Annotated in this window: 19 protein-coding genes and 3 tRNA genes; 10 read left to right on the forward strand and 12 right to left on the reverse strand. The window is 39.3% G+C overall.

Annotated elements, in window-relative coordinates:
* Nucleotides 1–123: 123 nt before the first annotated feature.
* The 4 genes from MMY79_RS04055 to carA form a co-directional block, all read right to left on the reverse strand.
* On the reverse strand, nt 124–756 hold the full coding sequence (locus MMY79_RS04055) for a CatB-related O-acetyltransferase (RefSeq protein WP_252612192.1): 633 nt from the start codon (nt 754–756) through the stop codon (nt 124–126).
* 74 nt (nt 757–830) lie between these two features.
* Nucleotides 831–1,307 carry a transcription elongation factor GreA gene (gene greA, locus MMY79_RS04060; RefSeq protein WP_005307940.1) on the reverse strand — a complete coding sequence of 159 codons (477 nt, stop codon included), beginning with the start codon at nt 1,305–1,307 and terminating at the stop codon, nt 831–833.
* Between the two features lie 88 nt (nt 1,308–1,395).
* The gene (gene carB / locus MMY79_RS04065; protein WP_252612194.1) at nt 1,396–4,626 is read right to left on the reverse strand and encodes a carbamoyl-phosphate synthase large subunit; all 3,231 of its coding nucleotides are present in this window, start codon (nt 4,624–4,626) and stop codon (nt 1,396–1,398) included.
* 14 nt (nt 4,627–4,640) lie between these two features.
* Entirely contained in the window at nt 4,641–5,780 is a 1,140-nt protein-coding gene (gene carA / locus MMY79_RS04070; protein WP_252612196.1) for a glutamine-hydrolyzing carbamoyl-phosphate synthase small subunit, read from the reverse strand.
* A gap of 124 nt (nt 5,781–5,904) precedes the next feature.
* Between carA and MMY79_RS04075 the strand changes: the two genes are divergently transcribed.
* On the forward strand, nt 5,905–6,063 hold the full coding sequence (locus tag MMY79_RS04075; protein WP_252612198.1) for a hypothetical protein: 159 nt from the start codon (nt 5,905–5,907) through the stop codon (nt 6,061–6,063).
* Nucleotides 6,064–6,092: 29 nt separating this feature from the next.
* Nucleotides 6,093–6,680 carry a hypothetical protein gene (locus MMY79_RS04080; protein WP_252612201.1) on the forward strand — a complete coding sequence of 196 codons (588 nt, stop codon included), beginning with the start codon at nt 6,093–6,095 and terminating at the stop codon, nt 6,678–6,680.
* A 59-nt stretch (nt 6,681–6,739) separates the two neighbouring features.
* Here MMY79_RS04080 and MMY79_RS04085 read toward each other — a convergent pair whose 3' ends face one another.
* Nucleotides 6,740–7,276, reverse strand: coding sequence for a DOMON-like domain-containing protein (locus MMY79_RS04085; protein WP_252612203.1), 537 nt, complete (start codon nt 7,274–7,276; stop codon nt 6,740–6,742).
* Between the two features lie 16 nt (nt 7,277–7,292).
* A complete protein-coding gene (gene yhbY, locus MMY79_RS04090; protein ID WP_003650075.1) occupies nt 7,293–7,616 on the reverse strand; it encodes a ribosome assembly RNA-binding protein YhbY in 324 nt (107 codons plus the stop codon).
* Between the two features lie 199 nt (nt 7,617–7,815).
* Between yhbY and rlmE the strand changes: the two genes are divergently transcribed.
* From rlmE to MMY79_RS04110, 4 genes are all read left to right on the forward strand, one after another.
* Nucleotides 7,816–8,466, forward strand: a complete 651-nt coding sequence (rlmE, locus tag MMY79_RS04095; RefSeq protein WP_252612205.1) for a 23S rRNA (uridine(2552)-2'-O)-methyltransferase RlmE — start codon at nt 7,816–7,818, stop codon at nt 8,464–8,466.
* 133 nt (nt 8,467–8,599) lie between these two features.
* Complete coding sequence (gene ftsH / locus MMY79_RS04100; protein WP_252613431.1) at nt 8,600–10,495, forward strand: ATP-dependent zinc metalloprotease FtsH; 1,896 nt, start codon at nt 8,600–8,602, stop codon at nt 10,493–10,495.
* A gap of 135 nt (nt 10,496–10,630) precedes the next feature.
* On the forward strand, nt 10,631–11,482 hold the full coding sequence (gene folP / locus MMY79_RS04105; RefSeq protein ID WP_252612207.1) for a dihydropteroate synthase: 852 nt from the start codon (nt 10,631–10,633) through the stop codon (nt 11,480–11,482).
* A gap of 132 nt (nt 11,483–11,614) precedes the next feature.
* Complete coding sequence (locus MMY79_RS04110; RefSeq protein ID WP_005038721.1) at nt 11,615–11,929, forward strand: DUF5713 family protein; 315 nt, start codon at nt 11,615–11,617, stop codon at nt 11,927–11,929.
* Here MMY79_RS04110 and MMY79_RS04115 read toward each other — a convergent pair whose 3' ends face one another.
* Both MMY79_RS04115 and MMY79_RS04120 read right to left on the reverse strand, forming a co-directional pair.
* Nucleotides 11,930–12,271 (reverse strand): hypothetical protein, encoded by a 342-nt coding sequence (locus tag MMY79_RS04115; protein ID WP_252612209.1) that lies wholly within the window; start codon nt 12,269–12,271, stop codon nt 11,930–11,932.
* Between the two features lie 77 nt (nt 12,272–12,348).
* A tRNA-Leu gene (locus MMY79_RS04120) sits at nt 12,349–12,434 on the reverse strand.
* A gap of 195 nt (nt 12,435–12,629) precedes the next feature.
* Here MMY79_RS04120 and MMY79_RS04125 point away from each other — a divergent pair.
* Nucleotides 12,630–14,387, forward strand: coding sequence for an alkaline phosphatase D family protein (locus MMY79_RS04125; RefSeq protein ID WP_252612211.1), 1,758 nt, complete (start codon nt 12,630–12,632; stop codon nt 14,385–14,387).
* Between the two features lie 103 nt (nt 14,388–14,490).
* Here the strand turns inward: MMY79_RS04125 and MMY79_RS04130 are convergent.
* Nucleotides 14,491–14,576, reverse strand: a tRNA-Leu gene (locus MMY79_RS04130).
* A gap of 11 nt (nt 14,577–14,587) precedes the next feature.
* Nucleotides 14,588–14,661: transfer RNA gene (locus tag MMY79_RS04135), tRNA-Cys, on the reverse strand.
* Between the two features lie 152 nt (nt 14,662–14,813).
* On the opposite strand from MMY79_RS04135, the gene folD reads away from it, so the two are divergent.
* Both folD and MMY79_RS04145 read left to right on the forward strand, forming a co-directional pair.
* Nucleotides 14,814–15,662 carry a bifunctional methylenetetrahydrofolate dehydrogenase/methenyltetrahydrofolate cyclohydrolase FolD gene (gene folD, locus MMY79_RS04140; RefSeq protein ID WP_003650084.1) on the forward strand — a complete coding sequence of 283 codons (849 nt, stop codon included), beginning with the start codon at nt 14,814–14,816 and terminating at the stop codon, nt 15,660–15,662.
* 233 nt (nt 15,663–15,895) lie between these two features.
* Nucleotides 15,896–16,564 carry a 50S ribosomal protein L11 methyltransferase gene (locus MMY79_RS04145; RefSeq protein ID WP_252612213.1) on the forward strand — a complete coding sequence of 223 codons (669 nt, stop codon included), beginning with the start codon at nt 15,896–15,898 and terminating at the stop codon, nt 16,562–16,564.
* A gap of 21 nt (nt 16,565–16,585) precedes the next feature.
* On the opposite strand, the gene MMY79_RS04150 is transcribed toward MMY79_RS04145, so the two are convergent.
* Nucleotides 16,586–17,008, reverse strand: a complete 423-nt coding sequence (locus tag MMY79_RS04150; protein WP_003650088.1) for a hypothetical protein — start codon at nt 17,006–17,008, stop codon at nt 16,586–16,588.
* A gap of 117 nt (nt 17,009–17,125) precedes the next feature.
* Nucleotides 17,126–18,457 carry an MFS transporter gene (locus MMY79_RS04155; protein WP_252612214.1) on the reverse strand — a complete coding sequence of 444 codons (1,332 nt, stop codon included), beginning with the start codon at nt 18,455–18,457 and terminating at the stop codon, nt 17,126–17,128.
* Nucleotides 18,458–18,830: 373 nt separating this feature from the next.
* Between MMY79_RS04155 and glpK the strand changes: the two genes are divergently transcribed.
* Nucleotides 18,831–20,339, forward strand: a complete 1,509-nt coding sequence (gene glpK, locus MMY79_RS04160; RefSeq protein WP_252612215.1) for a glycerol kinase GlpK — start codon at nt 18,831–18,833, stop codon at nt 20,337–20,339.
* Nucleotides 20,340–20,413: the final 74 nt, after the last annotated feature.

The raw sequence follows: 20,413 nt of genomic DNA on the forward strand, positions 1-20,413 counted from the left end.
AGTATTTTCCTTATTGTAATGATGCTTATTTATTCAATACTTTATACTTATTTTTTGACGATTTAAATTCAAGCACGTAATCATTTGTGAGTTTATAACAACAAATTTTTGCAGATATATTTTTTATAGATTCCGCAAATTTTCTACATGTGTAGATAAAGCATCTATATCTTCAGTTTGTAAATACTCACGTATTTTCAAAATTTTCTTCTCATCCAAATCATATAGTTTTAAAGCAAGCAGTTTATCGATTTGTTCTTGAGGAAAACGATATTTAATAATTTTCGCAGGCACGCCACCTACAATTGCATAGGGTGGAACATTTTTAGTTACCACAGCTCCGGTTGCAACCACTGCACCTTCACCAAGTTTGACCCCTTGCATAATCATTGCACGGCTACCAATCCAGCATCCATCGGCAATTACAGTATCACCAGCTGTTAAAAAGCTGCGGGTATCAAAAGGGAAAGTCGAAATCCAGTCTGGTCTATGAAGTTGATTGCCACCCATCATGATGACGCATTCAGCGCCAAAGCAAACAAAATTACCAATATGAAGTTGATCAATTGGTTTATCAGGTGTTGAGGCTTTGTCATGTAAATAACGTACAACACAACGTTCAAAACCTTGGTCCCAATAGGCTGAATAATAAGAATAATGACCACTGATATGGATATTGGGGTTTTTAACAGTTTTATGGATAAATTCAAACTCACACCAATGACGAACTGGAGTGTTAATTAAAGAGTTATCCATGTGTGACTTCCCAAAAATATATCGATGGTATTGAATAAAAACCCCTCATAAAGAGGGGCTAGTTGTGCATTATCTTATAGATATTCTACACTTACGATTTCATATTCGACTTCGCCTTGAGGAGTCACGATTTTTACTTCATCGCCTTCACTTTTACTCAAAAGACCACGTGCGATTGGTGAGTTCACCGAGATTTTATTAATTTTAAAATCTGCTTCATCATCGCCAACAATTTTATAAGTTTTACGTTCTTCAGTATCAAGATTTTCAATTGTTACTGTTACACCAAAAACAACACGGCCATTTTGCTCAAGTGTTTTAACATCAATTTCTTGAGCAGCGCCTAATTTACCTTCGATATCCTGAATACGACCTTCACAGAAACCTTGCTGTTCACGCGCAGCATGATATTCAGCATTTTCCTTTAAGTCACCATGTTCACGTGCTTCTGCAATAGCTTGAATAATACGTGGACGTTCAACAGATTTTAAATGTTGTAATTCTTTCTCTAAGGCAATTTTACCTTCAGGGGTCATTGGATAGCGTTGCATTTTGGTCCCTCTTAATTTGAGAAAACACAGTTAAAAAAAATGAAAAAATCCCGCCACCGATAAGGTGACGGGACTTATCGGTAACAAATTAACCTACAGTTAAATCTTGCAAGCGGTATACATCCATTGGCAATTTCACATCAAAAGCTTGGCAAACAGCTTCTGCACCATTGATAGTCGTTGTGTAATACACTTTGCCTTGTAGGGCAGCACGACGGATCATTGCAGAGTCATATTGAGCCTGTTTACCTTCAGTGGTATTGACAATAAGGTGTATTTCACCATTTTTCAAGCGGTCAACAATATGTGGACGACCTTCAGTTACTTTATTCACAGATTCACATTCTAAACCTGCTTCTTTAAGCACTTGGTATGTACCACCTGTTGCAATAAGCTTGAAGCCATATGCAGCTAATTTCTTAGCGATATCTGCAATATATTTCTTGTCAGATTCACGTACTGATAAGAAAGCATGTTTTACTTCGCCTTCAGTTGGTAAACCTGGTAAGCGATCATTTGAGCCTAAAACAGCTTTATAGAATGCTTCACCAAATGTTTTACCAACGCCCATTACTTCACCTGTAGATTTCATCTCAGGTCCAAGCATTGGGTCTACGCCTTGGAATTTAGCGAATGGGAAAACAGCTTCTTTCACAGCAAAGTGTGTTGGAATGATTTCTTTAGTAAATCCTTGAGATTCAAGTGATTGACCAGCCATACAACGTGCAGCTACTTTTGCTAAAGAATCACCAATACATTTCGATACGAATGGAACTGTACGTGAGGCACGTGGGTTAACTTCAAGAACGTAAACATCTTCGCCTTTAACTGCGAACTGTACGTTCATCAAACCAACTACACCAAGTTCTTTTGCCATCGCAACAGTTTGACGACGCATTTCATCCTGAATTTCTTTAGATAAAGAATAAGGAGGAATAGAACATGCAGAGTCACCAGAGTGAATACCTGCTTGTTCAATGTGCTGCATGATACCGCCGATCACAACATCTTTACCGTCAGATACACAGTCAACATCAACTTCAGTTGCATCATCTAAGAAACGGTCAAGAAGAACAGGGGCTTCGTTAGATGCCTGAACTGCTTCACGAAGGTAACGTTTAAGTTCTTCTTCGTTGTATACGATTTCCATTGCACGACCACCTAATACATAAGATGGACGAACAACTAACGGATAACCTACTTTCGCAGCTTCAGAGATACCTTCTTCAGCAGATTTTACAATGCTGTTGTTTGGTTGACGAAGCTGTAAACGTTGGATCATTTGTTGGAAACGTTCACGGTCTTCTGCACGGTCAATTGCATCTGGTGATGTACCAATAATTGGTGTACCTGCTTCTTCTAAAGCACGTGCCAATTTAAGAGGTGTTTGACCACCGTACTGTACGATCACGCCTTTTGGCTTTTCGGTACGTACAATTTCAAGTACATCTTCAAGTGTTACAGGTTCGAAGTACAAACGATCTGATGTGTCGTAGTCAGTAGAAACAGTTTCAGGGTTACAGTTAACCATGATTGTTTCATAACCGTCTTCACGCATTGCTAATGCAGCGTGTACACAGCAGTAGTCAAATTCAATACCTTGACCAATACGGTTTGGACCACCACCAATAACCATGATCTTGTCACGATTTGATGGGTTTGCTTCACACTCTTCATCGTAAGTTGAATACATGTATGCAGTACCAGATTCAAACTCGGCAGCACATGTATCAACACGTTTGTAAACTGGATAAACACCCAAGTTCCAACGTTGTTTACGGAATTGCTTTTGTGAAATACCCATGAGGTCAGCAATACGCAGGTCAGATAAACCTTTGCGTTTGAAAGCACGGATATTGTCAGCGTTTAAGTCACCAAAACCTAAAGCTTTTACTTCAGCCTCAGTTTTAACGATGTCTTGAATTTGAATAAGGAACCAACGGTCAATTTTAGTTGCTTCAAAAACGTCATCTAAAGAGAAGCCATGACGGAAAGCATCTGCTACATACCAGATACGCTCAGGGCCTGGAACTTTAAGTTCTTTTAAAATAGTTTCTTTTGCATTTGTTGCACCAGCTTCGATTTTTTCATCAAAACCGCTTACACCAACTTCAAGACCACGTAATGCTTTTTGTACAGATTCCTGGAAGTTACGGCCAATTGCCATGACTTCTCCAACAGATTTCATCTGAGTGGTTAATACAGGTTCTGCTTGTGGGAATTTCTCGAAGTTAAAACGAGGAATCTTCGTTACAACATAGTCAATCGATGGTTCGAAGCTTGCAGGAGTCACGCCACCAGTGATGTCATTTTTCAATTCATCAAGAGTGTAACCAACAGCAAGTTTTGCTGCGATTTTTGCGATTGGGAAACCTGTTGCTTTAGAAGCAAGAGCAGATGAACGAGATACACGAGGGTTCATCTCAATGACAACCATACGTCCATCTTTCGGGTTAATACCGAACTGAACGTTAGAACCACCTGTTTCAACACCAATTTCGCGAAGAACTGCAACCGAAGCATTACGCATCAATTGATATTCTTTGTCTGTTAATGTTTGAGCAGGAGCAACAGTAATTGAGTCGCCAGTGTGAACGCCCATTGGATCGAAGTTTTCGATCGCACATACGATAATACAGTTGTCGTTTTTGTCACGAACAACTTCCATTTCGTATTCTTTCCAACCAATTAAAGATTCATCAATCAATAACTGGTGAGTAGGAGAGAGGTCAAAACCACGTTCACAGATTTCAAGAAATTCTTCGCGGTTGTATGCAATACCACCGCCTGAACCACCCATTGTAAATGATGGACGGATAATTACAGGGAAACCAAAGCGTGACTGGATTGTTAAAGCTTCTTCCATTGTTTCAGCAATGGCAGCTTTTGGACATTCCAATCCAATTTTACGCATAGCGATATCGAAGAGTTTACGATCTTCAGCTTTCTCAATCGCTTCTTTGCTTGCACCAATGAGTTCAACATTATATTTAGCAAGAACACCGTGCTCATCAAGTGCAAGGGCACAGTTCAATGCAGTTTGACCACCCATAGTTGGCAATACTGCATCTGGACGTTCTTTTTCAATAATCTGTGCAACTGTTTGCCAAGTAATCGGCTCAATATAAGTTGCATCAGCCATTGAAGGATCTGTCATGATGGTTGCTGGATTAGAGTTAACCAAAATAACACGATAGCCTTCTTCACGAAGTGCTTTACACGCTTGAGCACCTGAGTAGTCAAACTCACATGCCTGTCCAATCACAATCGGGCCAGCACCAATAATTAAGATGCTTTTAATATCCGTACGTTTAGGCATTATTCGCTCCGTAATTACTGTTTAGATGCTTCGATAAGTTCGATGAAATGATCGAACAAAGGTGCACAATCATGTGGACCAGGGCTTGCTTCAGGGTGACCTTGGAAGCTGAAAGCTGGTTTGTCTGTACGGTGGATACCTTGTAAGGTGCCATCGAACAATGATTTATGCGTTGCTTTTAAGTTAGCCGGTAAAGTTTCTGCATCTACAGCAAAACCATGGTTCTGTGAGGTAATCATCACTGTACCATCTTCAAGATTTTGTACAGGGTGGTTAGCACCGTGGTGACCATGGTTCATTTTTACAGTTTTTGCACCAGAAGCGAGTGCCAGAATTTGGTGACCCAAGCAGATACCAAATACAGGTAATGTTGTGGTTTCAACAATAGTTTTTACAGCTTCAATCGCATAATCACAAGCAGCTGGATCGCCAGGACCATTTGAAAGGAATACACCATCTGGATTAAGTGCCAATACTTTTTCAGCCGGAGTTTCTGCAGGAACAACAGTTAGTTTACAACCGCGGTCTGCAAGCATACGCAAGATGTTGGTTTTGACACCGTAATCGTATGCAACTACATGGTATTTTAATTCAGGTTGAGAGAAGCCTTGGCCTAGGGTCCATGAACCTTCAGACCATTCAAAACCTGTTGGATCACAACATTCTTTTGCAAGGTCTAAACCGTTTAAGCCACCAAAAGCACGTGCTTTTGCAATAGCTTCTTCTTCCGTAATATTTTCGCCAGCAAGGATACATCCGTTTTGAGCGCCAGTCTGACGTAAAATACGAGTCAGTTTACGCGTATCGATATCTGCAATAGCAACAACATTATGCGCTTGCAAATATTCACTCAACGACTGCTCAGCACGGAAATTACTGTGTAGTAGCGGAAGGTCACGAATAATTAAACCATTTGCCCATACTTTATGGATACGACCAGATTCAACGTCTTCCGCGTTGCAACCAGTGTTACCAATATGAGGGTAAGTTAATGTCACAATTTGTTGTGCATAACTTGGGTCAGTCAAAATTTCTTGATAGCCTGTCATGGCTGTGTTAAAAACGACTTCTCCAGTCGTACTTCCCGATGCGCCGATTGACGTTCCTTTAAAGATCGTTCCATCTGCGAGGGCTAAAATGGCGGGGGTGCTCAAACCAAAGCTCCTGAATTTCGGCTGTAAAAAAGCGAGTAGACCCAAAAAAGATCGGCGATGTTGTGATAAAACATGCCCCTCCCTATCGGTCTGCCCGCTTGTAACTTAACAGCGCATTATACGCATGGAACCCTCTAAAGTCTATTTCTTTTCTGCTAAAAAATATAATTCATTGCTTGCTTTTTACAAAAAAATTATCCACTCATCTGAATCAGATACTTTTGATAAATTGTCTAACAATTTGCAAGGGGAATTTTTTGAACTGGATTTATTGTATTGCTAGTTAAAAAATAAACAATATGAGGAAATAGTATGAGTAATAATGAAGTTTCAAAAGATGTGAGTGAAAAAACTCAAGCAGTAGTTGAGTCGGTAAAAGCTGAGGTTAATGAAGTGAAAGAAACGATAGCTGCGACTACAACTAAAGCTAAAAGAACAGTAACCGCTAAAACTGCACAGGTAAAAGAAACTGTTGCTGAAAAAACTGAGCAAGTTAAAGAAGTTGCTACTGAAGCAAAAGCACAGGTAAAAGAGGCAATTACTGAAACTCAAGAGCAAGTCAAAGAAGTTTTAAGTGAGACTCAAGAGAAAATTGAAGCTGAAACTCACGAATTAAATAAGAATATTCAAAATCAAATTGTTCAAATTAAACAAGATATTTTACAACGTCTTGATGTAATTAAAGCTCAGTTTAGTACTTCACAAGAAGGATTGTCTGACCTTAAAAATGCTTTAAAAGCAGAAATTAATGCACTTATTGAAGATTTAACAAAAGTGAGCAAAGAGCTCAAGGGTGATATTAGCCAGATTTCTTTGAAGCACAAAGATTCTTTAAGTGAAAGTATTAAACGTACTAAAAATAATGCAGTCGAAGCTTGGAATAAAGCACGAGACAATTAATGATCTTTGCTTTGGTCCAGCTATAAAAAAGCGAGAATTAATTTCTCGCTTTTTTATTTTTAAAACTGATGTAACCAGTCACGTTTATTATGGAAATCTGCACTTTTCCCACTATGCTGCATTGCATAGTACTGCATTCCATCTTTAGTCTTTAAAACTGTAGTTAAACCTAAATAAAGGTTTGCCCATTTCAAGCGATGCTGTTGCATAAATTGCCCTAAATCGAGACTAACATTTAAGCCATAGTGAGTACGCTTGAGATGATTCAGTTCAATATCGTAAGCAGCAAGGGGAGGTATACTTTCTGGATAGCGATATTCTTCAAACTGATATGCCTGCCATGCTTGAGAAGGGGAAAGATTAATTTCCCGATAATAATCTTCATCATGCACGCCAACAAAAATCTCGAAACAAGTTTCTTCCCACAAAAAATCTTGACGTGGGTGAGCCGCGACTTCTTGAGGCCAGATAATAAGTTGATTTGGATCACGAATCCAAAAACCGATATTTAAGGTAGAGGGTGCTTGCTGTTCAATTGCGCCAACAACAGAAACAGCATGAAAACGATCAAAAGCTGAAAGTTCGTAACTTGCCATAGTTTGTCAAATTAAATTAGTTTGCTAGATGAGCGTGACGAACAAGGTTAGACAAATGTTGGTTTTGTTTAGCTGCCTTTTTGTAAAGCAAAACAATTTTACCAATTTTTTGCACAGCTTGAGCACCTGTTGCTTCTACAATTGCATCAATTGTTGCAGTACGCGCTTCACGGTCTTCACCAGCAATCTTAACTTTAATAAGCTCATGGTCATTTAAAGCACGAAGTGTTTCTTCGATTACCGCGTCTGTTAAGCCTTGTCCACCAATCATGACAACCGGATTAAGCACATGACCAATTTGACGTAAACGTTTACGTTCATGGATAGATAAAGCGGCCATTAAAAATACCTGATTTTAAAAACGGCTTAGTATAGCAAAAAACTTAAATCCAGATGTACGAAAAACTGTATAAATAATCGATCAACATTATTGGAAAAAAACTGTAAAACTTAGTGAGATTACGCTACATCCGTACTGTAATGAGAGTAATTTTCACGTACAATGAACGATCAGAAGTTTTTTTGATATTTAGTGAGTTATGGCAACACGCATTACAAACCAGAAATTGTCGAAAAGTAGTCGTGTATGGATGAGGGAACATCTGGACGATCCTTTTGTAAAAAAAGCACAAAAGGAAGGATATCGCGCTCGAGCAGCCTATAAACTTCTTGAAATTCAAGAAAAATATAAGTTGATTAAGCCAGGCATGACTGTAGTAGATTTAGGCGCGGCTCCTGGTAGTTGGTCTCAAATCGCCGGGAAACTTGTTGGTAGCAAAGGTTTAGTAATTGCTTCCGATATTTTACCTATGGATGCTTTGCCTGATGTCACTTTCTTACAAGGAGACTTTAGAGAAGAAGATGTATTTGAAAATTTGTTAAATATTTTAAATGGGCGACAAGTAGACATTGTAATTTCTGATATGGCCCCCAATACATCTGGTAATAGGGCTGTTGATCAACCTAGACAGATTTACTTATGTGAACTGGCTTTAGATTTTGCTCAAAAGGTTCTTGGTCCGAATGGACAGCTTGTGGTTAAAGTGTTCCAAGGCACAGGATTCGATGAGTTTCGTAAACAAGTAGTTGATAGTTTTGATGTGTTAAAAACAGCAAAACCAGCAGCTTCTCGGGCACGATCTAAAGAAGTTTTTTTGGTTGGACAAGGGCGTAAGAAAGCATTGCGATAAAGTTTACTTGCCAAGCTCCTAAAAATTGTGCATTTTGTACTTTTAGGTTATCCGCAAGCAATACAGTTGCTGCTTTTATGACGATCGGCCAAGTTTGGGCATGATCAAATTAGATCGATATGGGAATAAAGCTTTGAGCGATTACTTCAAGAATGCCGTATTGTGGCTAATAATACTTGGTGTTCTGATTTTAATTTTCAGTAATATCAGTGACCGCAACAAGCCTACTGCGATGAAATATTCAGATTTCGTTGCAGCGGTGAATAGTGGCCAAATTAAGCAAGTCACAATTGACGGTTTAAATATTAATGGTGAAAAAACTAACGGATCACAGTTTGAAACTGTTCGTCCGCAAGTTGAAGACACTGAGCTTATGCCAAGCTTAAATAAACAAAATGTTGTTGTTGAGGGAACTGCTCCACAACGTCAAGGCATTTTGATGCAACTTCTCATTGCTAGTTTCCCTGTACTGTTAATCATTTTGTTATTCATGTTCTTTATGCGTAACATGGGTGGTGGTGCAGGCGGAAAGAATGGACCGATGAGTTTTGGTAAATCGAAGGCAAAAATGCTTTCTGAAGACCAAATCAAAGTCAATTTTTCTGACGTCGCCGGCTGTGATGAAGCAAAACAAGAAGTTGTTGAAATTGTAGATTTCTTAAAAGACCCTGCAAAATTCAAACGTTTGGGCGCTACTATTCCTCGTGGCGTACTTATGGTTGGTCCACCGGGTACTGGTAAAACGTTATTAGCTAAAGCAATTGCTGGTGAAGCGAAGGTTCCTTTCTTCAGCATTTCAGGTTCTGACTTTGTAGAAATGTTCGTGGGTGTGGGTGCGTCCCGTGTCCGTGATATGTTTGAGCAAGCGAAGCGTCATGCGCCATGTATCATCTTTATTGATGAGATTGATGCAGTTGGTCGTCACCGTGGTTCAGGTACAGGTGGTGGTCATGATGAGCGTGAACAAACCTTAAACCAGATGCTTGTGGAAATGGATGGTTTTGAAGGCAATGAAGGCGTAATCGTTATTGCTGCAACTAACCGTTCTGATGTGCTTGATAAAGCATTATTGCGTCCAGGTCGTTTTGACCGTCAAGTAATGGTTGGTTTACCGGATATTCGTGGTCGTGAACAAATTCTGAATGTACATTTGAAAAAATTACCTTCAGTTACAGGTGTGGACATGAAAGTGTTAGCACGTGGTACACCAGGTTTCTCTGGCGCGCAGTTGGCAAACCTTGTTAACGAAGCTGCATTATTTGCCGCACGTCGTAATAAGAATACTGTCGATATGCATGACTTTGAAGATGCAAAAGACAAAATCTACATGGGGCCAGAACGTAAGTCGATGGTTCTACGTGAAGAAGAGCGTCGTGCAACTGCTTATCATGAAGCTGGTCATGCCATTGTTGCAGAGATTTTGCCGGGTACAGATCCTGTTCATAAAGTAACGATCATGCCACGTGGTTGGGCTTTAGGTGTAACTTGGCAGTTACCTGAGCAAGACCAGATTAGCCATTATAAAGACAAGATGCTAAATGAAATTGCGATTTTGTTTGGTGGTCGTATTGCTGAGGAAGTATTTATTCAACAGCAATCTACTGGTGCTTCAAATGACTTTGAGCGAGCTACTAAAATGGCGCGTGCAATGGTTACTAAGTACGGTATGTCTGACAAAATGGGTGTAATGGTTTACGAAGACGAAAACCAAAATGGTTTCTTTGGAAATGTAGGTAGTCGTACGATTTCTGAAGCAACTCAACAAATGGTTGATGAAGAAGTACGCCGTATTCTTGATGAGCAATATAAAGTTGCGCGTAATATCTTAGAAGGTAATAAAGATATTGCACACGCAATGGTAAAGGCTTTGATGGAATGGGAAACCGTTGATCGTGATCAAATTCGTGACATTATGGAAGGTCGTGAACCACAACCACCTAAGGTCTATGTTGCTGAAAATCCAGTGGCTGCATTTGAACCACCAAAAGATGGTCCATCTACACCACCACCATTACCAGCAATGAACTAAATTATTTAAGCAAAAGAGCCACAGTCATGTGGCTCTTTTTTTATGCATGTATTTCAGACAAAGCCGAAAAGAAATCAGCAGTATATCGAGCAGAGACTTGTTAAAATATTGCCGAATATTAAATTGGAGCTTGTCATGCAGCTAATGCCTTTACCTCAGCAAATTCTACAATGTGGACAGCTTCAGTTGGATTTATCACAGCCTCACGTTATGGGTATTTTAAATGTCACGCCGGACTCTTTTAGTGATGGTGGGAGGCATAATCAGTTAGATCAAGCTGTGGCGTATGCATTTAATATGATCGAACAAGGCGCCACAATTATAGATATCGGAGGGGAGTCCACTCGGCCGGGCGCATCTGAAGTAAGCGTAGAAGAAGAAATTCGAAGAGTTGTACCTGTAGTTGAAGCTTTAGCTAAACATGGTGTGATTCTATCGATTGATACGAGTCAGCCAGATGTTATCCGTGCAGCGAAAGAAGTGGGTGCCCATATTTGGAATGATGTACGTGCTCTTACTCGACCAAATGCTTTAAAAACTGCAGTAGAGTTAGATATACCTGTAGTGATCATGCATATGCGTGGTGAGCCCACTACAATGAATCAGCTAGATCAATATGCGGATGTAACGTTGAATGTAATACAAGAGCTTCAGCAGCGCGTGGAAGAGGCTTTAACAGCCGGTGTAAAAAAACAGAATATTATTATTGATCCGGGGTTTGGTTTTGCAAAAAATGCACAGCAAAATTTGAAACTTTTAAATGAGTTTTGGAAGCTTCATGAAATGGGTTATCCAATTTTATCGGGTCTTTCTCGTAAGCGTTTTATTGGAGAAGCTTTAATGGGCGTAGCTGCAGATCAGCGTACGGTGGGAAGTGTTACTGGTCATTTGCTAAGTATTCAGCAAGGAGCATCCATTGTTCGTGCACATGATGTAAAAGCTATGCATGAGGCAATTCTTGTTTGGAAAGCGATGAGACAAGCTTAAAAAATAGGCTTTTATAGTCAGGCCATGATTGATTAATTTTATGGCTTAGATGATTGAGTTAGGGAAAATTGTCGTTATTTTTTTGAAAATATGTTATAAGCGGCAGGTTTCTGCTGCTGTGTAAACTTTTGTATGTTCGAAGACTTACTTCTCCCAATGTTTGATGATGAGTATTATCCAGATATTTTAGTCGCTGAACTCAAGCAGTTAATTGAACAATTTGCAAAAAAAGTTCAAAAGTCTGCTTTGGCTGATCAGGATATCTATCGATATGCTCATCAAACTGTTATTGAAATTAATGAAATGAAACCACAATTTGAAGATCTGGATTCTTCACTAGATGATAGTGCGGCTGATTATATTGCTGAGGCAATGATGATGGTAGCGCAAGGTGCGGGATATTTAGATCTTGAGATGGAAGAGTTGGTGATGAATCGAGAGTGGTGATTACTCTCGATTCTCAATATTTTCAAATGCATCTAATAAATGACAAGATGCCTTTAAATGAATTTCATCTATTCCTTTAATTTTTAACACTAAAACACCATTCTCTTTATATTCCGCATCTGCTAATAAACTGATCCAATAAGTTTCTCGTTTTTGTTCTAATGCCTTGAATTTATCTATTATGTGTTTAGGTGCATTAATTAAATAATCATCTTTGGTGATAGAGCAGCGCGAAAAGTGCCAGTTGCTATCTTTAAAAGAAATAGTGCCAGAAAAAAGATCTGTAGCGTAAACCTTGGATATAGAAAGGATGCTACACAGAAGTAATAATATTCTTATCATAAAATTCATTTTTAATTAGGCATAAAAAAACCAGCTTACGCTGGATTCTTTGTAACACCAAATTCAATATTTGAAAATGGTGCCCGGGGCCGGACTCGAACCGGCACGCTTTGTGGGCGGGGGATTTTAAATCCCCTGTGTCTACCTATTTCACCACCCGGGCATGTGCGCAATAATAGATGACAAGAAGCAGATTGGCAAGAGAAAATCAGATAGTTTGCTTTATTTTCAATCAGTTCGTACATCTATTTAAAGATAAGGTCTATTTAAGTCATAATTTCTTCATTAAATTGATATCAGTTGTTCATCTTGTGTACTTAAGTTTAAAACACTCATTGCTTGAAACTTAGGTAGTTGTATGTCAGAGAAAATTTCACGCCGAGAATTAATTCAAAAAAGTCTATTCGGTTTTGGGGCGCTGTCTTTGCCAGTAGCTTTTACTGGTTGTAATGATGGCTCAGATGATGAAAGTACGGAAGCACAAGTAGATTTTTTACATGGGGTTGCGAGTGGTGACCCTTTGCAGGATAAGGTAATTTTATGGACGCGTTTAACACCAGTAGATATTAGTGCGCGCCTTAAGGTGACTTGGGAAATTGCTACTGATGATCAGTTTAAACAGAATTTAAAGACTGGCGTGGTTCAAACGACTAAGACAGATGATTTCACCGTGAAAGTAGATGCAACAGGTTTACAGGCGGATACCATTTATTATTATCGTTTCCATTTTGGTAATAAAACTTCATCTGTTGGTCAAACTAAAACTTTACCTGTGAGTACCAAAAAGGTCAGCTTTGCAGTATGTTCTTGTTCTAACTATCCTGCGGGTTATTTTTACGTTTATCGTGAAATAGCAAAACAGAATGTGGATGTAGTCATTCATTTGGGAGATTACATTTATGAATATGGGGATGGTGTTTATCCTACAAAAGAAGATACAGTGCGTGCTTTAGATGCTGATAATAACAAAGAGATTATTAAATTAGATGATTATCGCAAGCGTTATGCGCTGTATCGTCAAGATAAAGACTTACAGGCAGCTCATCAGCGCCATTCTTTTATTGTGATTTGGGATGACCATGAGTTAGCAAATGATACTTGGCGTGATGGGGCAGAAAACCATCAAGATAATGAAGGATCTTTTTCTGATCGTAAGTTAGCAGCACTACAAGCTTATTTTGAATGGATGCCAATTCGCCCTATTTCTAGCACAGATCATCTAAATATTTATCGTCAGTTTAATTTTGGCTCGCTTGTGCATCTAACAATGCTAGATACCCGCATTATTGCGCGAGATAAGCAGCTTGAATATAAAGACTATATGACAGCTTCTGGTTTAGATGCGCAAAAATTTCGGGCTGATTTAATGGATTCAAAGCGTACTTTAATGGGACACACGCAAAGAGATTGGTTGGTTGATAAATTAAAGCAATCTACAGCAACATGGAATGTAATTGGTCAGCAAGTCCTAATGAGTAAGATGTGGATTCCTGCTGAGTTGTTGTTAGCTTTGGGGCAAATTACTTCGGGTGGTGCTTCTGCTGACACGCTAGCTAAAATGAATGTGCAAATTAAAGAATTAGTCGCTTTAAAGCTGCGTTTAGAGCAGGGTGATCCAACTTTAACTATTCAAGACAAAGCGCGAGTCACAACCTTGGTGCCATATAACCTCGATGCTTGGGATGGTTACGATGCTGAGCGAGAGTTTGTGTATGATAAATTGACAGAGTTTAATAAGAAAATTATTGTTTTGGCTGGTGATACCCATAATGCATGGACATCTTACTTACATAGCCAAAAAGGGGGATATGTCGGTGTTGAATTGGCGACAAGTTCAGTTTCTTCACCGGGTCTTGAAAAATACTTAAGTATTCCTTTGGCTCAGTTGCAACAGTTTGAATTTGCCTTTACTACGCTTATCGATGAGTTGACGTATTGTAATTTAAATCAGCGGGGTTATCTGGTGGTTACACTCGGTGATACCCAAGTGCAATCGGATTGGATTTTTGTAGATTCAATTAAAAATACTGAATATGAAATAGATTCAAGTCGAAGCTTTCAATTGGTGTTGGATAAGAATTTAACACCTGAAAAAGATAAGCAAAAAACTGCTTAAATAGATCGAGTGGAGAGGGGTGCTAATAAGCATCCTTTTTTATAGGTATAAAAAAACCAGCTTACGCTGGATTTTTTATTGCACCATTTTCTGTACTAGAAAATGGTGCCCGGGGCCGGACTCGAACCGGCACGCTTTGTGGGCGGGGGATTTTAAATCCCCTGTGTCTACCTATTTCACCACCCGGGCTTTACCAAATTTGGAGGCGGAGGTCGGAATCGAACCGGCGTCCACGGAGTTGCAGTCCGCTGCATGACCACTCTGCCACCCCGCCTACATTTGGTGATGCACATATTAGCAACCTTTAGAAAAAAAACAATACTGTTTTTAGTGAAGATGAACATAAAAGCAACATCTAGAATAAATTTGCCTAAATAATCATGTATTATTGGCACATTAAATTCATGTCTACCTTGGAGATGTGCTGTGGCATTGGTTTTAGACGGTCGTGCATTAGCAAAGCAAATTGAAGAAAATTTGTCAGTACGTGTTGAAGCTTTAAAAGCTAAAACAGGTCGTACCCCAATTTTAGCGACTATTTTGGTTGGGGATGATGGCGCATCTGCAACTTATGTACGCATGAAAGGAAATGCTTGCCGTCGAGTAGGCATGGATTCTTTAAAAATTGAGTTATCACAAGAAACGACAACAGAACAATTATTAGCTGAAATCGAAAAGCTAAATGCTAATCCAGATGTTCACGGTATTCTTTTACAACATCCAGTTCCTGCACAAATTGATGAGCGTGCATGTTTCGATGCAATCTCATTAGCTAAAGATGTTGATGGTGTAACTTGTCTTGGTTTTGGCCGTATGGCTATGGGCGAAGCTGCATATGGTTCAGCAACTCCTGCGGGCATTATGACCATTTTAAAAGAAAACAATATCGAAATTGCTGGCAAACATGCGGTTGTGGTTGGTCGTTCAGCAATTTTAGGTAAACCAATGGCAATGATGCTATTGCAAGCGAATGCAACAGTTACGATTTGCCATTCACGCACACAAAACTTACCTGAGCTTGTGAAACAAGCCGATATTATTGTTGGTGCTGTAGGTAAAGCTGAACTCATCCAAAAAGACTGGATTAAACAAGGTGCAGTAGTTGTTGATGCTGGTTTCCATCCACGTGATGGCGGTGGTGTAGGCGACATCCAGCTACAAGGTATTGAAGAAATTGCTTCTGCTTACACGCCAGTACCGGGCGGTGTAGGTCCAATGACAATTACAACTTTGATTCGTCAAACTGTAGAAGCTGCTGAAAAAGCTTTAGGTTAATTTAATTTATTCACAACGGCGTCCTACCGTTTAACGCAAATGTTAGGAGTTCGTATGTTACTTTTCTTTCGGGAAAAGTAACCAAAACCATTTGTCATTCGCAAAACTCGTCAGCTACTGGATAGCTATAGATGGGTCGCAGAAACATTTTAGTCTAATGTAGTGCTGCCTCGAACAATTGCGGATGACGTTAGCGCGTATCAAATAGTAATTATAAATTGTTGAGCTTATTTATGAGCTGCACCTTTCAACTTACCAAAGCCCCTGAACATTTACTTCAAGCCTTGCATGAAGTCATTCCTCATTGTGAGTTGATGGTACAACAGTTACCAGAAACGCTTATTTCTTTATGGTTGATTCCACCAGTTTTCCCAACTGATCGCTTAGACGATGAAGTTATTCGCAGAATCTGGAATGACACGCCATATTGGATTTTTTGCTGGGCATCTGGTTTAGCAATGGCGCAGTGGTTACTTGCAGAGCCACATCATGTTAAAGATAAAGTTGTTCTTGATTTTGGCGCAGGTTCGGGCGTAGTCGCAATTGCAGCTAAAATGGCTGGTGCTAAAAGAGTAATTTGTTGTGATATTGATCAAGTTAGTCTTGCGGCCTGCCGTGAAAATGCTTTGTTGAATGATGTTGAGCTGGAATATCTGGACGATTTATATAAAGCAGAGCAAGTTGATGTTTTATTGGCTGCTGATGTGTTGTATGACCAGTGCAATCGTTTCTTTTTAGATGAATTCTTGAAATTTGCGCCAGAGGTTTGGGTCGCAGATAGCCGTGTTAAAAACTTTAGCCATCCCAAATATCAAAAAATTGATGAGAGAAGTGCATCAACATGGCCAGATCTTGATGAAGCTAAAGAATTTAGAAATGTAAGTTTTTATAAGACGCTGTAAAAGAACAGCGTCTTATTTATATTATGAGCAAGTATAACGAACTACTTTTAGCGTACTAGGGCGTGCTTCAAGCGCTTGGCGAGTTGCATAGTCTTCGCCATTATTTAAGCTTGGCGTATTCGATAAGCCAAATGAGGCACGAGTTTCACCCAATTGAACACCATAATGTTCTTGTTGAGCTGGGTTTGAAATCTCATTAATGCTTAGAACTGATAATTTATAAACTTTTTGAGCACCCAATACATTTTGACAGGCACGTTGCAATTTACGTTCATCTAACTGCTGATTGGTGCGGCTAGCCAATGTGTAAGCTAAAGTTGCCGAAGTTTTTGTTTGGTTTTCAATCTGATAGCCAGTTGAACCATTGTATTGTCGAGGGGTAGTCTGACAAGCGGTTAAAATAAACATGCTGCTTAATGCCAAACATAAAATACTTCTATTCATCAGTATCATCCTTATATTCTTATCTCTAGTATCTCATAAAACACAGCGATTGTTGGGGCTTAATCGCACGATTTAAGCTAACATCGGCTAGCGATATTAGCTCTTGTTAGTAAAATATTAATGTTCTTTAATTTTTGAATGATGCTTAGTATCTTTCATAAAAATATAAATAATAAGTGAAATGAAGATCATAATACTCACATAAATAAAGTACCAAGATTCATGTCCAGCTTCTTTAAAACTTAAAGCAAAAAACTCTGCTGTACCACCAAACAATGTATTGGCAATCGCGTAGGGTAAAGCTACCCCTAAAGCCCGAATATGCGCAGGAAAGAGCTCTGCTTTAACCACAGCATTAATTGATGTATAACCGGTTACCATCACTAGACCTGCCAAGCACAACCAGAAAGCAGTCCAATAGTTATGTGTGGTTGCAAGCGCATTAAATAAAATGTAAGTAAATAAAACCCCAGTTACACCAAAGGCAATCATAAGTGGTTTACGTCCAATTCGGTCTGATAAAGCACCGGCTACAGGTTGTAAGCACATAAAAATAAATAGCGCTAAAGTAGTAATTTGAGTGGCTTCGGGTTTTGTAAATCCGGAAGTGTTCACTAAATATTTTTGTAGGTAAGTGGTATAGGTATAGAAAGCTAAAGTTCCGCCAGCTGTTAAAAATAATACTGTAAAAGCTTCTTTAGGATAGTGCTTGAATAAAGCAAACATGCCTGATTCTGGTTGGTCTTTTTCAGCTTGAGCATTTTTAAAAGATTGTGTTTCTAATAAGCCACGACGAATACGAAACACAACAATGGCAAGTAAAGCGCCAATAAAGAATGGAATGCGCCATCCCCAATCATGCAACTGTTGTTCGGTTAATACCATTTGTAATATTAAAAGAACACATAGGGCTGTCAGTTGTCCTGCAATTAAAGTTACATATTGAAAGCTTGAGAAAAAACCACGTCGATTTTTTTCAGCCATTTCACTTAAATAAGTGGCGCTGGCACCATATTCACCGCCTACACTCAAGCCTTGAATTAAACGAGCGACAACTAATAAAAGAGGGGCAAATACACCAATACTTTCATAACTTGGTGTCACAGCAATAAGAAGTGAACCTACACACATCAAAGTAACGGAAAGTGTAAGGCCAGCTTTACGTCCTTTGCGGTCTGAATAGATTCCCATAATCCATGCACCGATTGGGCGCATTAAAAAACCTACAGCAAAAATTGCAGCCGCTTGAAGCAGTTGAGCTGTTTGACTTCCTTTTGGAAAAAATGCATGAGCAAAATAGAGCGTAAATGCGGCATATACGTACCAGTCGTACCATTCGACAAGGTTACCCGCGGAACCGCCCAAAATTGATTTTAGCCGGGTTTTTGTATCTAAATTAGAGTGCGGAGTTGTTGCGGTAGAAGGTTGATCAACCATGAGTCGCTCCATGTTTCGCTTGGGTTGAATGCTAAAAAAAAGAAGTTTTATTCCGTTTTTACATATTATCCTGAGGAGTATTTCACTTTATTTTTTTTATGTCTGTAAAACAATGTTTACTATTTAAGCAAAGGAATAAGTTGAATATTCATGTGATTTCAAATTAGCCGATCAGCTCATTTTTATAGTCTTGCTTCAATCTTTGACATACTATTTTTTTCCAAGTAGTAAAAAGTGATAACGAATGCGTAATGTTTAAGCCAAGAAAACCTATATCTCTTAAAAATAATGATATATTCCAAAGAAAATTTTAAATAAATACAGTTAGGCATGATGTCTTGGCATTGTGGACTAGATGTGTGTGGATAATGAAAGGGACATTCAGATGTCAAATTGCCCGAAAAAATATATTGTTGCTTTTGATCAGGGAACAACAAGCTCAAGAGCAATTGTTTTAGATCATGATGCTAACGTTGTAAGTATTGCTCAAAAAGAATTTACTCAGATTTATCCGCAGCCAGGTTGGGTTGAGCATGATCCTATGGAAATTTGGGCCACACAAAGTGCTGTTTGGGTAGAAGCTCTAGCTCAAGCTGGTATTAAGAGTGAACAAGTTGCAGCAATTGGCATTACAAACCAGCGGGAAACCACAATTGTATGGGATAAGAAAACCGGAAAACCTATTTACAATGCAATTGTTTGGCAAAGCCGTCAAACCACAGAAATATGCAATCAATTACAAAAGGCGGGTTGGCAAGAATATATTCGTAAAACAACTGGTTTAGTCATTGATCCTTATTTTTCTGCTACCAAAATAAAATGGATTTTAGACCATGTGGAAGGAAGCCGTGAACGTGCTGAGCAAGGGGAGTTGTTATTTGGTACGGTCGATACTTGGCTTATCTGGAAATTAACCAATGGTGCAGTCCATGTCACAGATTTCACCAATGCTTCGCGAACGATGCTGTTTGATATTGAAAAGCTTGAGTGGGATGAAAAACTTTTACAAGCTTTAGATATTCCTAGAGCAATGTTACCTGAAGTCCGTAGTTCATCTGAGGTTTATGGATACACACATACCATTAGTGGGCAAGAAGTGGGGATTCCGATTGCCGGTATAGCAGGGGATCAACAGGCTGCACTTTTCGGACAAATGTGTGTAGAGCCCGGACAAGCAAAAAATACCTATGGCACAGGCTGCTTTCTACTCATGAACACGGGTAAAAAGATTGTTCGTTCAGAGCATGGTTTACTGACTACTATTGCGTGTGGCGCAAATGGTGAAGTGAACTATGCTTTAGAGGGCGCGGTATTTAATGGCGGCTCTTGCGTACAGTGGTTACGTGATGAATTAAAGGTGATTAAGAATGCTAAAGACTCTGAGCTTTATGCAACACGTGTAAAAGACAGCAATGGTGTATATGTTGTACCTGCCTTTACAGGTCTAGGCGCTCCATATTGGGATCCGACAGCACGTGGGGCAATCTTTGGGCTTACTCGTGGAGCCAGTATAGAACATATTATTCGTGCGACTTTAGAGTCAATTGCTTACCAGACAAGAGACGTACTTGATGCCATGCAGCAAGACGCAGAAGAAGAGCTTCGCACACTTCGAGTCGATGGTGGAGTAACAGAAAATAATTTCTTAATGCAATTTCAGGCTGATATTTTAGCCACTCCAGTTGAAAGACCAACCATGAAAGAAACAACAGCCCTAGGCGCTGCTTTCCTTGCTGGATTGGCAACAGGTTTCTGGCAAGATTTGAATGAATTAAGGAATAAGTCAGCCATAGAGAAAGTTTTTGAACCACGTACCAGCCTTGAAGAAACTGACATTATGTATAAAGGCTGGTTGAAGGCAGTTCAGCGTAGTCAAAATTGGGCAGAGGATTGATTTGTTCTTAAATTAATTAAATTGTAGAGTAATCAATGAGGAGCTTGCCTAGTAGGTATTTAAAATTGATTATT

Origin of the sequence: Acinetobacter sp. XS-4, from assembly GCF_023920705.1 — a bacterium.
Lineage (GTDB): Bacteria > Pseudomonadota > Gammaproteobacteria > Pseudomonadales > Moraxellaceae > Acinetobacter.